At 65.2% G+C, this 12,656-nt stretch carries 8 protein-coding genes; 2 read left to right on the top strand and 6 right to left on the bottom strand.

Going from position 1 to position 12,656, the window contains the following annotated elements; all coding sequences use genetic code 11:
- Positions 1 to 25: 25 nt before the first annotated feature.
- From panD to E1748_RS29135, 4 genes are all read right to left on the bottom strand, one after another.
- Positions 26 to 412 (bottom strand): aspartate 1-decarboxylase, encoded by a 387-nt coding sequence (gene panD, locus E1748_RS29150; protein ID WP_133650776.1) that lies wholly within the window; start codon positions 410 to 412, stop codon positions 26 to 28.
- 28 nt (positions 413 to 440) lie between these two features.
- Positions 441 to 1,274: a pantoate--beta-alanine ligase gene (panC, locus tag E1748_RS29145; protein WP_133650775.1), complete on the bottom strand. Its 834-nt coding sequence runs from the start codon at positions 1,272 to 1,274 to the stop codon at positions 441 to 443.
- A gap of 190 nt (positions 1,275 to 1,464) precedes the next feature.
- Positions 1,465 to 2,337: a segregation and condensation protein A gene (locus E1748_RS29140; RefSeq protein WP_133650774.1), complete on the bottom strand. Its 873-nt coding sequence runs from the start codon at positions 2,335 to 2,337 to the stop codon at positions 1,465 to 1,467.
- 2 nt (positions 2,338 to 2,339) lie between these two features.
- Positions 2,340 to 2,525: a DUF3460 family protein gene (locus tag E1748_RS29135; protein WP_133650773.1), complete on the bottom strand. Its 186-nt coding sequence runs from the start codon at positions 2,523 to 2,525 to the stop codon at positions 2,340 to 2,342.
- Positions 2,526 to 2,887: 362 nt separating this feature from the next.
- Between E1748_RS29135 and E1748_RS29130 the strand changes: the two genes are divergently transcribed.
- On the top strand, positions 2,888 to 4,705 hold the full coding sequence (locus tag E1748_RS29130; RefSeq protein WP_420819361.1) for an autotransporter assembly complex protein TamA: 1,818 nt from the start codon (positions 2,888 to 2,890) through the stop codon (positions 4,703 to 4,705).
- 46 nt (positions 4,706 to 4,751) lie between these two features.
- Entirely contained in the window at positions 4,752 to 9,176 is a 4,425-nt protein-coding gene (locus E1748_RS29125; RefSeq protein WP_133650771.1) for a translocation/assembly module TamB domain-containing protein, read from the top strand.
- Positions 9,177 to 9,383: 207 nt separating this feature from the next.
- On the opposite strand, the gene metG is transcribed toward E1748_RS29125, so the two are convergent.
- Together metG and E1748_RS29115 are read right to left on the bottom strand one after the other, a co-directional pair.
- Positions 9,384 to 11,534 (bottom strand): methionine--tRNA ligase, encoded by a 2,151-nt coding sequence (gene metG / locus E1748_RS29120; protein WP_133650770.1) that lies wholly within the window; start codon positions 11,532 to 11,534, stop codon positions 9,384 to 9,386.
- Between the two features lie 408 nt (positions 11,535 to 11,942).
- Positions 11,943 to 12,593 (bottom strand): YiaD family glycine zipper/OmpA-like lipoprotein, encoded by a 651-nt coding sequence (locus E1748_RS29115; RefSeq protein ID WP_133650769.1) that lies wholly within the window; start codon positions 12,591 to 12,593, stop codon positions 11,943 to 11,945.
- Positions 12,594 to 12,656: the final 63 nt, after the last annotated feature.

The following is a 12,656-nucleotide window of genomic DNA, read 5'->3' as shown; positions in this document are numbered from 1 at the left end:
GACCGCCCCAGCACAGGCCGCCTGATCAACTCCAGGCCTGAGTCGGCACATGATCGCGGCTACCTTTGATCCGGTTCCGCTCATCGACAAACACCAGATCCGGTTTCCATCCCGCCTTCAGCTCAGCCTCGTCGACCGTCGCGAATGCCGCGATGATCACGAGGTCGCCGAGCTGTGCGCGCCGTGCCGCTGATCCATTCAGCGAAATCATCCCGCTGCCGCGCTCGCCCTTGATCGCGTAGGTCGAAAAGCGCTCGCCGTTGTTGATGTTCCAGATGTCGATCCGCTCGTTCTCGACGATGTTCGACGCTTCCAGCAAGTCCTCGTCGATCGCGCACGAACCCTCGTAATGCAGTTCGCTGTGCGTGACCGTCGCGCGGTGGATCTTCGATTTGAGCATGTGGCGTTGCATGAGGCGTGGCTCTCCGTGACGCGTTAAATCAGATTTCGAGGTTGTCGATCAGGCGCGTCGCGCCGAGCTTCGCCGCGGCGACCACGACGAGCGGCGCATCGGTATCCTGCGCGGTCGGCGGCAGCAGATCGGCGCGCTTGCGGATCGCGATGTAGTCGGGCTTCCAGCCGCGCGCGACGAGCGACGCCATCGCGTCCTGTTCGATCTGCGCAAACGCGCGGTTGCCGCCGAGCACTGCCGCGCGCACGCCGTTCAGCGTGGCGGCGAGTTGCGGCGCTTCCGCGCGTTCGGCGGTTTGGAGATAGCGGTTGCGCGAGCTGAGCGCGAGACCGTCGGTGTCGCGCACGGTTTCGGCCGCGATGATGTCGGTCGGCAGCGCGAACTGATGGCACATCTGCCGGACGATCATCAGCTGCTGATAATCCTTCTTGCCGAACACGGCGACGCGCGGCTGCACGCACGACATCAGCTTCATCACGACGGTACACACGCCCTGAAAGAAGCCCGGCCGGAATTCGCCTTCGAGGATATCGCCGAGATCTTCCGGCGGATGCACGCGATACTGCTGCGGCTCCGGATACAGATCGCGCTCGGTCGGCGCGAACAGCACGTAGACGTTTTCCTTCTGCAGCTTTTCGATGTCGTCCTGCAGCGTGCGCGGGTACTTGTCGAAATCCTCGTTCGGTCCGAACTGTAGCCGGTTGACGAAAATGCTCGCGACGACCGGATCGCCGTGCTGGCGCGCAAGCCGCATCAGAGACAGATGGCCCTCGTGCAGATTGCCCATCGTCGGGACGAACGCAGTGCGATTCTGGCCGCGCAACTGGTCGCGCAATTCGTGGATCGAGCTGATGACTTTCATGATCGGCGTTGAACTCCTCGCGCGGGGCGGGGGCAGGTCTGCGGTTCGTGGATCGCGAACGACGGCAGCGGTTCGCGGCATGGCTTCCGATCCGGACCAGGGCTCAGGTCTGGGCAACCCAAGGTTCGGAGCGCGGGATTGTAGTGGATTTGCACGGCCGGCGCACTTTCTGCGCCGTACCGCGCTGTGGCTATGCGGGCAGGTACGCAAGCCGCACGTAGATCGGCGCGAACGGCTCGGCCTGGGTGATCTCGATCAGCGATTCGCGCGACAGCTCCAGCATCGCGATGAAGTTCACGACGACGACCGGCACGCCGCGCGTCGTATCGAACAGGTCGGAGAATTCCATGAAGCGCGCGTTCTGCAGCTTGCGCAGGATCACGCTCATGTGTTCGCGTACCGACAGTTCCTCGCGCGAGATCTTGTGATGCTGGACCAGCTTCGCGCGCTTGATCACGTCCGCCCATGCCGCGCGCAGGTCGTCGCTGTTCACGTCGGGGAAGCGCGGCGTCGAGCTCTGCTCGATGTACACCTCGGCGCGCAGGAAGTCGCGGCCCAGTTGCGGCAACTGATCGAGGCGTTGCGCGGCGAGCTTCATCTGCTCGTATTCGAGCAGGCGGCGCACGAGTTCGGCGCGCGGATCTTCCGCTTCGTCGCCGGTGTCGGCCTTCCTCACCGGCAGCAGCATCCGCGACTTGATCTCGATCAGCATCGCGGCCATCAGCAGATACTCGGACGCGAGTTCCAGATTCGACTCGCGCAGCTGCTCGACGTAACCGAGATACTGCACGGTGACGTCCGCCATCGGGATGTCGAGCACGTTGAAGTTCTGCTTGCGGATCAGGTACAGCAGCAGGTCGAGCGGACCTTCGAACGTCTCAAGGAAGACCTCGAGCGCGTCCGGCGGAATGTACAGATCCTGCGGGAGCTTGAAGAGCGGCTCGCCGTACAGGCGAGCGAACGCGATGCCGTCGACGGTATCCGGCGTCGAATCGGTCGCGGGCGCCGCGAGCGCGGCGTCGGACCCGGCCGTGGCCGGCCGGGACTCGTCGGCGGTCGTCACGTTCAGAAGTTCTGGTAGTAGACGTAAGGCGTCTGCTCGACGTGGGATGCCTGCTGGCGTGCGCGTTCGTCGAGATCGACCGGCTGCTTGTCCCACAGCAGCGAACGGCCGCGGCGCTGTTCGGCTTCGAGCGCGGGCTTCTGCTCTTTCAGCTGGTTGATGAACTGGGTGATGTCCGATTGGTACATGGTTCGACGTCCGTGAAAGAAGAGGCGGGGGTAGGGCGGCGATCCGCCCGCGGGTCCGCGCGGTCGGACGTAATTTTACAGCATGCGAAACGCGTGGGGCGATGGGATAGACACGAGAGCGGCGCGAAGGCGAATTTGTCGGTTCCTTTATTGGGATAGACATGAGACGCGCGATATGCGGAACATCGGTCGGGGTGGCGCGTCCAAGGCGGGCAACCTGCGGCAACGTGGCGTTAAAAACGGCGTCGCGCGGCCGGTCCGGTCGGCCGTGACGGCCTGCCGATGTGGTCAAATAGCACGCTTCGGTCCGCGACGCGGGCCGACAGCAAACCAATCATCACAATCTGGGCGGGAGGTCCTGTTTGGCGGGGTGTCTGATCGAACCGTCGCGCGTTCGCACCATTGCGGGCCGCGTTCGCCGCGCGCTGCGCGTGGGGCTGGCCGGCTGTGCACTCGTGCTCGTCGCGTGTCTCGCCGCGAACGGCGCGTGGGCGGCGAAGGCGAAGGCCTCCTACAAGGTCGATATCGAGACATCGCCGCGCTCGCTGCGCAAGCTGTTCGAAGCGCATCTCGACGTCGCGCGTTTTGCGAAGCGCGACGACATCAGCGACGACCAGTTCGACTTCCTTGTCACCGCGACGCCGCAGCAGGTCCGCGATCTCGCCGCGACCGAAGGCTATTTCTCGCCTGTGGTGCGAACCGACGTGCGCACCGTCGACGGTAAAAAGCGTGTGCTGGTCAGCGTCGATCCCGGTCCGCAGACAAAAATCTCGTCGATCACGCTCAGCTTTCGCGGCCCTGTGCTGACCGAAGACCCTGGCCAGGAAAACGCGACCCGCTTCGCGTTTTCGCTGCACGACGGCGATCCGTTCTCGCAGTCCGGCTGGGACGACGCGAAGAACGCGTCGCTGAAGGCGTTGCAGGCGCGCCGTTATCTCGGCGCGAAGATCTCGCAGTCGGAGGCGCGCGTCGACCCGCGCACGCATCAGGCGCAGCTCACGGTCGTGTACGACAGCGGCCCGACGTTCACGATGGGCAAGCTCGACGTGTCGGGCACGCGACGCTACCCCGAGTGGATCGTCGATAACGTGAACCCGGTGTCGGCCGGCGACATCTACGACGTGCAGCGCATCAACGAACTGCAGCGTCAACTGCAGAACACGCCGTACTACGCGAGCGTCGCGATCGACGTCGACAACGACACGGCAAAGCCCGCCGACACCCCGATTCACGTGAAGGTCAGCGAGTACCCGTACAACAGCGTGCGCGGTGGCGTCGGTTATTCGACGGACACGGGCCCGCACGTACAGGGCTCGTACTCGTATCTCGATACGTTCGGCCGCGCGTATCCGTTCTCGGTCGAAGGTCGTGTCGACAAGATCCAGCGTTACGGACAGGTCCAGCTGTCGATGCCGCCCGGCGAACGCGCGTGGACCAACAGCGTGCTCGCGTCGTACACGAGCACCGACGTGTCGGACACGAACATCTACAGCGCGCGCGTCGGCGTGCAGCGGACGCGCACGTCGCAGAACATCGATTACGCGTACTCGATCCTCTACTACCAGGACCGGCTCGAACAGAACAGCGGCCGCCCGACGACGAGCCACGCGCTCGTGCCGTCGTGGTCGTGGACGCGCCGCAATACCGACGATCCTTTGTTCCCGCGCTCCGGCAACCTGATCCACGCGGAGGCGGGCTTCGGCGTGAAGGGCGTGCTGACCGACCAGTCGTTTCTGCGCGGCTACGCGCGCGGCCAGCAGTATCTGCCGATCGGTAAGCGCGACCTGATGGTGTTTCGCGCGGAAGTCGGCGGCGTGTTCACGAGCGGCAGTTCGACCGGCGTGCCGGCGTCGCTGCTGTTTCGCGCGGGCGGGTCGAACTCGGTGCGCGGCTACAGTTTTCAGAGCATCGGTAACAGCGTCGACGGCTCGGTGCTGCCGACCAAATACCTGATGACGGGCAGCGCCGAATATCAGCACTGGTTCAATCACGATTGGGGCGCGGCCGCGTTCTTCGACATCGGCACCGCCACCGACACATGGAGCGAAAAAGTCTTCTATCCGGGCGTCGGTGTCGGCGCGCGTTGGCGCAGCCCGGTCGGGCCGGTCAACGTCGATCTCGCGTACGGCATCCGCAATCGCGACATCCGGCCGTACCTGACGCTCGGCATCGCGTTCTGATGAATCACCACCCCTTACTCCTCTTACTTATCGGCCTGTATCGCGCATGACCACGGACTCCACCGCACAACCGCCTCAGCCCGCTCCGGACGGCAACCCGCCCGCAGGCTCCGGCACGCCTTCGCCTCGCGGGCCGGGTCGTCGTGTCGTGAAGGTGGTCGCGTGGCTGGTAGTCGTGCTGATGCTGCTCGCGGCGCTCGGGGCCGGGTTGCTGTATGGCGCGCTCGTCACCGAACGCGGCACCGCGTATGCGTGGCGCGCGGCGGTGAAGCTGCTCGGCGGCCAGTTGTCCGGCACGCTCGACGGCGGGTCGCTCGCGAGCGGCGTGCGTCTGCGCAACATCGAGTGGCGCGGTAGCGACGGCACCGACGTGAAGATCGACAGCGCGAGCGGCAAATGGGCGCTGACGCATTCGCCGTGGCGTTTCGCGATCGACTATCTGCATGTCGGCACGGTCGATGTGCGCATCGTGCCTTCGCCATCCTCATCCGAACCGATGACGCTGCCGCAGGATCTGCAATTGCCGATGCAGATCGACGTCCGCGATCTGCGTGTCGAGCGGCTGCTGCTGCACGAAGGCGCATCGACGACCGAGTTCGCGCGGCTGATGTTCCATGGACGCAGCGACGGCCGGCATCACGAGGCCACGGTCGAACGGCTCGATACGCCGTACGGCGCGGTGACCGCGAGCGCGAAGCTCGACGGGGTGAAACCGTTCGCGCTGTCGGGCGATCTCGGCTATGCGGGCAAGGTCAACGACGAAGCGGTCGAAGTGCGCGGCACCGTCGCCGGTACGCTCGAAACGCTGACCGCCGAACTCGACGCGAGCGGGATGAAGCTCACCGGTCACGCGCATGTCGAAGCGACGCCGTTCGCTGCGGTGCCGCTGCAACGCGCGACGCTGACGTTCGATCATGTGAATCCGCAGGCGTTTGCGCCGGGGGCGCCGTTGGCGGATCTGGCGGTGCGGGCGGAGCTGGAGCCGGCGGGGGAGGGTGGGGTTGGCGGCTCGGGTGCTGGTGCTGATGCAAAAGCGGTCATGGGTGCTGTGAGCGCGGCGGCTTCCGCAGGTGGTGCGGCGAGCGCTTCTGTTTCGGTTGCGAGTGCGCCACGTGTTGCTGCGGCTAGTGCAGCTAGTGCGGTGAACGTTGCGGGTGCTTCGAGCACTGCGATTGCATCAAGCGCATCGGGTGCCGCGACCACTCATCCGCCCGCGAACCCCTCTACTCGCCCAGCCGGCTTTGCAGTCACCGGCGCGGTATCGATCGTCAACGCGAAGCCCGGTGCAATCGATCAGCACCTGCTGCCGCTCATCGACGCGCACGCCAACGTCCGGCTCGACGCCGCGACACAGCAGTTGTCGAACCTGAATGTGCGGCTCGTGAAGAATGCGACGCTGACCGGCGGCGGCATGCTCAAAGGCAAGCATGGCCAGTTCGATCTGAAGGTGGCCGGGCTCGACCTGAACGCGCTTGCATCGAGCGTGCGTCCGACGCAGCTCTCCGGTCCGATCGGCATCCGTCTGAACGACGACGTGCAAAGCATCACGCTCGATCTCGCCGATCCAAAGGCCGCGCTGCGCGCACAGGGCAAGGTGACGTTCGATCCCGCGCGGATGAGTTTCAACGATGTGCGCGTGAGTGCGGGCAAGGGCCGCGTCGATCTGTCCGGTGCGATCAAGCACGACGCGAATTCGACGTACAACCTCAAGGCGACGCTGACCGATTTCGATCCGCTCGTTTTCACGTCGCAGAAGCCGTCGCGTAGTGCTGCGCCGGCGAAGGTGTCGGCCAGGAAATCGACCGGGGACCCTGCGAAGGCATCGACTGAGGCATCTGCGAAGACTTCGGCCGAGGCATCCGCCAAAGCATCGATCGAAGCGACAGCGAAGGGATCCGCGAAACCTTCGACCGAGACGCCTGCGAAGGCATCCACCAAGGCGCCGACCAAAGCACCCGCGAAAAAACCCACCACCCGCCCCATCGAAGCCCGCGTAAACGGCACCCTAACCGCAACCGGCGTCCTCGCTCCCGGCTTCACAACAAAGGCTGATTTCCGTCTCGGCGAGAGCGTCTACGACGGCCTCCCGCTGACCGGCGGCGGCACTGTTCAACTGGCCGGCGCGCGTCTGCTGCCGAGCCGCGCGAACCTGTCGGTGGCGGGCAACGAGGTCGATCTGCAGGGCAGCTTCGGCGGCAGCGGCGACCGGCTGCGTTTTCACGTCGACGCGCCGCAACTCGAACGGCTCGGCTTCGGACTCGCCGGCACGATTGCGGCAACCGGCGATCTGACCGGCTCGTTCGATCATCCGAATGTCGTGCTCGACTACAACGCGGACAGCGTCGTGTTCGGCTCGAACCGGCTCGGTCACGCGCAGGGTCACGCGGAACTGCGCGACGGCGCGAACGGCGCGCTGGTCTTCACGACCGACGCGCGCAACCTGAGCGCCGCCGGCATCGATCTCGCGACGCTCACCGCGCGCCTCGACGGCACGCGCGCGAACCACACGCTCACCGCTGCGGCGACCGGCAAGGTGCACGATCGCGCGATCGATCTGACGCTCGGCGCGAACGGCCATCTGACCGAAGCGCGGGACGGCACGCATTGGGACGGCACGCTCACACGTCTGCAGAATCGCGGCACGCCCGCACTGAATCTCGAACAGCCGTTGACGGTCGGCGCCGCCGCCGATCGCGTGACGCTCGGCGCAACGCGGCTCACGCTCGAAGGCGCGGTGCTCGATCTGAAATCGTTCGCACTCGATCATGGACGCATCCGCTCGGCCGGCGCGCTGACCGGTGTGTCGCTCGCGCGGTTGCTCGCGTTGCGCGAAGAGATCACCGGCGCGACGTCGCCGGTGAAGACCGACCTCGTGTTCGACGGCGACTGGGACTTCGCGCTCGGCGATACTGCGACAGGCCATATCCAGATGAAGCGGCGCGGCGGTGACGTGACGATCGAAGTGGGACGCGGCATCGCGTCGCTCGGCATCACCGACATCGCGGCGCGCGCGGATTTTAGCGGCGGCAATCGCGTGAACGCGTCACTGCATGCGCAGGCGAGCCGCCTCGGCGTGATCGACGCGGACGCGCACACGGCGCTTGCGCTGCACGACGGATCGCTATCGGTCGACGACGAAGCGCCGCTCACCGGACGCATCGACGCGAACCTGCCGTCGCTGAAAACCACCGGCGGTCTGTTCGGTCCGAGCTATCTGCTCGACGGCCATCTCGCGTTGAAGCTGGCGCTCGGCGGCACGGTGGCGAAGCCGAACCTGTCGGGTTCGCTCATCGGCGATGGATTGTCGGCGACGCTCGTCGACGAAGGCGTGCAGTTGAAGGACGGGGTGGTGCGTATCGCGCTGTCGGAGAATCTCGTCGACTTCCAGCAGGTTGAATTCCACGGCGCGAGCGGGACGCTGCGCGCGACCGGCCGCGTGCGTCTCGACGGCGCCGAGCCGGACCTCGCGGCGAACATCGTCGCCGACAAGCTCGAACTGTTCGCGGCACCGGATCGTCAGTTGTCGCTGTCGGGCAGCGCGAGCGTTGCGAACGCGGGGCCGCAGGGCGGCATGGCGATCAACGGCAAGTTCACCGTCGATCACGCGCTGTTCGATCTGCCCGAGCAGTCGGCACCGCGTCTCGGCGACGACGTCGTCATCGTGCGCGCGGACGGCACCGTACGCGGCGAGCAGCCGGCCGTCGATGCTGCCGGCATGCCGACCGCCGCCGCCGACAAACCGGTCGGCCGCTTCGCGCCGCGCGCGAACGTCGACCTGAACCTCGGCAACAACTTCCGTTTCCGCGGCCAGGGCGCGGACCTCGGACTGCGCGGCACGATCACCGCGATGAGCGCGCCGAACCAGCCGCTGCGCGCAGTGGGCAACGTCCGCGTGACCGAAGGTTCGACGTACACCGCGTTCGGCCGCAAGCTCGGCATCGAGAACGGCTTCTTCACGTTCAACGGACCGGTGTCGAATCCTGGCATCAACATCCTCGCGATGCGCCGCAACCAGCAGGTCGAGGCAGGCGTGCAGGTGACGGGCACCGTGCAGGCGCCGAACGCGAAGCTCGTGTCCGAACCGAACGTGCCCGACAACGAAAAGCTGTCGTGGCTGCTGTTCGGGCACGGCACCGATCAGGGTAACAACCTCGGTCAGCAGAGCACGATGACGACCGCGCTCGCGCTGCTCGGCAGTGCGAGTGGCAAGCGCATTGCGCAGACGTTCGGGCTCGACGAGTTTTCGGTGGGGCGCAGCGAGGTGGGGCTGACCGATCCGCAGGTCGTGATGGTGTCGAAGGCGATCAACGAGTGGCTCGTGCTCGGCTACGAACAGGGTTTACAGTCGGCGGCGAATGCGATCAAGGCAACCGTTAATCTGACGCGTTACTGGTCGGTGGCGGCGTACGGCGGGACGTTCCAGGGGATGGATCTGCTGTACACGCGGCGGTTTGATCGCTGGCGGTGGTGAGGGGCGTGGCTGTGTTTTGATTGCGCTGCCGCTGTGCCGGTGTTGCTACCGGTTCACCATCGATACTGTTCGCGCGTGGCGAGCAGTCGCTGCGACTGCTGCCGACGCTTCTACGTTGGCTACTTTTTTCTATGACGCCGGGGTTCTCGCGATGACGACCGGCACCATCGTCACGACGGCGCCCGTAAAAGCGCGCCGCCCGTGTGCTTACCTGACCCGCATCCCCGGCTTCGCGCCGCTGTGCGGCTCGAGGATATAGAGACCCGGCTCGGCTTTCTCGTCGTCGGCTGATGCCGCGAGCACCATCCCTTCCGACATCCCGAACTTCATCTTGCGCGGCGCGAGGTTCGCGACCATCACTGTGAACTTGCCGACCAGGTCTTCCGGCCGGTACGCGGACCGGATGCCCGAGAACACGTTGCGGGTCTTTTCCTCGCCGATGTCGAGCGTCAGTTGCAGCAGCTTGTCCGAGCCTTCCACTGCACGGCAGTCGACGATCTTCGCGATGCGCAGATCGACCTTCGCGAAATCGTCGATCGAGATCGTGCCGGGGGCTTCTTCGTCCTTCTTCGCGGGCTTGCTCTTCGTACCTGCGGCTGCCGTAGCCGCTGCAGCAACAGCCGGCGCACCCCCCTCGGCCTGCAACGATTCACGATTCGCCGCGATCAGCGCATCGATCTGCTTCGGATCGACGCGGGTCATCAGGTGACGATACGCGTTGATCGGACGCTGCGAGCTGAGCGGCACGTTCGCGTCGGTCCACTTCTGCGGCTCGATGCCGAGGAACGCTTCGGCGGCCTGCGCGACGTTCGGCAGCACCGGCTTCAACGCCAGCGACAGCAGACGGAACGCCTCGAGGCTCACACTGCAGGTTTCATGCAGCGCGACCGAGTTCGCCGGATCTTTCGCCTGATCCCACGGCTTCGCGGTATCGACGTACGCGTTGACCGCGTCGGCGAGTTCCATCGTCTGACGCAGCGCGCGGCCGTAGTCGCGCGACTCGTAGTGCACGGCGATCTGCGGCAGTGCCGCGCGCATCTGGTCGAGCAGCGGATGACGCATCGCGCTGTCCTGCACGCGACCGTCGAAGCGCTTGATCAGGAAGCCCGCCGCACGGCTCGCGATGTTCACGTACTTGCCGACCAGATCGCTGTTCACGCGCGCCTGGAAATCCTCGAGGTTCAGGTCGAGGTCTTCCATCGTGCCGTTCAGCTTCGCGGCGAAGTAGTAACGCAGCCACTCCGGGTTCAGCCCGGTGTCAATATAGCTCTGCGCGGTGATGAACGTGCCGCGCGACTTCGACATCTTCGCGCCGTCCACGGTCAGGAAGCCGTGTGCGAACACGTTGGTCGGCGTGCGGTGACCCGAGAATTCGAGCATCGCCGGCCAGAACAGCGTGTGGAAGTACAGGATGTCCTTGCCGATGAAGTGATACTGCTCGGTGGTCGAATCCTTGCGGACCCACGCGTCGAAATCGATACCACGTTGCACGCACAGGTTCTTGAAGCTCGCGTAATAGCCGACCGGTGCGTCGAGCCACACGTAGAAATACTTGCCCGGTGCGCCCGGAATCTCGAAGCCGAAATACGGCGCGTCGCGCGAGATGTCCCAGTCGGCGAGCTTTGCTTCGCCCGCATCGCCGAGCCATTCGCGCATCTTGTTGGTCGCTTCGGGCTGCGCGAGGCCGCCGACCCACTTGCGCAGGAAGTTCTCGCAGCGCGGATCGGACAGGCGGAAGAAGTAGTGCGTCGACGTCTTGCGGATCGGCGTCGCGCCGGAGACGACCGAGTACGGGTTGATCAGGTCAGTGGGCTGGTAGGTCGAACCGCAGACTTCGCAGCTGTCGCCGTACTGATCCTTCGCGCCGCACTTCGGACACTCGCCCTTGATGAAGCGGTCCGGAAGGAACATTTCCTTGACGGGGTCGTACGCCTGTTCGATGTCGCGCGCTTCGATCAGCCCGGCTGCCTGCAGCGCGGTGTAGACGGACTCCGACAGCACGCGGTTCTCTTCCGAATCGGTCGTGTAGTAGTTGTCGAACGAAATGCCGAAGCTGTCCATGTCGCGCTTGTGCTCTTTCCACACGCGATCGATCAGCTGCTTCGGCGTGATGCCTTCCTTTTCCGCGCGCAGCATGACCGGCGTGCCGTGCGTGTCGTCGGCGCCGACGTAGTAGACCTCGTGTCCATGCATCCGCAGTGCCCGCACCCAGATGTCCGTCTGGATGTACTCGACCATATGGCCGATGTGGATCTGTCCGTTCGCATAAGGCAGCGCGGATGTGACAAGAATCTGACGAGGCTGCGACGGCGCGTCTTGCGACGGCGCGACGGCGCTGGTGCCGGTGGCTGATGACATAAGGGAATTCCGGGCTAGGCGGGAGACGAAACTACGATTCTAGCAGGGCAGCTGCGCAAAGCGGGTCGGGCCCGATGGCGTGGAAGAAGGGGAGAAGCGGGGGACAAGTGACAGAAAAGCGAGGGAAAAGCCGAGAGCCGTGCGTCAGAAACGCAAAACGGACAGGCAAAAAAAACCGGGGCGATGTTGGGCCCCGGAGCAACAACGACAAGAGGAGAATGGTGACGCGGCGGCTTCGCCAGCCACGTACCGTAAAGACAGACAGCGGATTTTCGAGAGAGTTCGAAAATTTTTCTCGCTCTTTCAGGACCGAGATGGGGCCTGTCCCGTTGTTCGCAGGAAGCCCGGTCAGGCGGGCTTCCTGCAGTGCTCCCGGAGGCGTTGCTGCGTGCCTGCGCTTGCCTGCGCTTACTGCGCGTGCTGCGCGGTGGCGCGCAGGTACACCTCGACGCGGCGGTTCTGCGCACGGCCGGCGTCGGTGTTGTTGTCGGCGATCGGATTGGTTTCGCCGCGGCCTTCCGCCGACAGACGTTGCTGCGCGACGCCTTGCTGCACGAGGGCGTTCACGACGCTCTGCGCACGGTTCACCGACAGCGTCTGGTTGTACGCCGGCTGGCCGGTGCTGTCGGTATAGCCGATCACCTGGGCGATGACTTCCGGATTCTGGTTCAGCGTCGCCGCGACCTGGCCGAGCACCGACTGGAACGACGGCTTGATTGCATAGCTGTTCGTATCGAACGTGACCGAGCTCGGGATGTTGAGCTTCAGCGAGCCGTCCGGCTGCTCGGTGATCTGCGTGCCGGTGCCTGCGGTGGCGCCCGACAGCTTGTTGCGGATCGCCTGCCAGTTGTAGCCGGTGATGCCGCCCGCCGCTGCGCCGACGCCTGCGCCGATCGCCGCGCCCTTACCGCCGCCGATCAGCGCGCCGATGCCGGCGCCCAGACCGGCGCCGACGCCGGTTCCTACTGCGGTGTTATTGCCTTGCTGCGTGGCGCAGCCGGCAAGCAGCGCGCCGACAACGGCGAACACCGACAGGCGAGTCATGATTTTTGCATTCATTTTTAAATCCTCTCTTGAGTAGTACGGCCCGACGACGAAGCCCGGCCGTCCGCACGACAGTGC

The organism is Paraburkholderia flava, assembly GCF_004359985.1.
Taxonomy (GTDB): Bacteria; Pseudomonadota; Gammaproteobacteria; order Burkholderiales; family Burkholderiaceae; genus Paraburkholderia; species Paraburkholderia flava.
Note: the sequence above shows the minus strand (reverse complement) of the source record. Positions and strands in the feature narration are given on the sequence as shown.

Bases quoted from the DNA above. Each gene is read 5' to 3' on its own strand.
- panD (WP_133650776.1), bottom strand. From the start codon at position 412: ATGCAACGCCACATGCTCAAATCGAAGATCCACCGCGCGACGGTCACG.
- panC (WP_133650775.1), bottom strand. From the start codon at position 1,274: ATGAAAGTCATCAGCTCGATCCACGAATTGCGCGACCAGTTGCGCGGC.
- E1748_RS29135 (WP_133650773.1), bottom strand. From the start codon at position 2,525: ATGTACCAATCGGACATCACCCAGTTCATCAACCAGCTGAAAGAGCAG.
- E1748_RS29125 (WP_133650771.1), top strand. From the start codon at position 4,752: ATGACCACGGACTCCACCGCACAACCGCCTCAGCCCGCTCCGGACGGC.
- metG (WP_133650770.1), bottom strand. From the start codon at position 11,534: ATGTCATCAGCCACCGGCACCAGCGCCGTCGCGCCGTCGCAAGACGCG.
- E1748_RS29115 (WP_133650769.1), bottom strand. From the start codon at position 12,593: ATGAATGCAAAAATCATGACTCGCCTGTCGGTGTTCGCCGTTGTCGGC.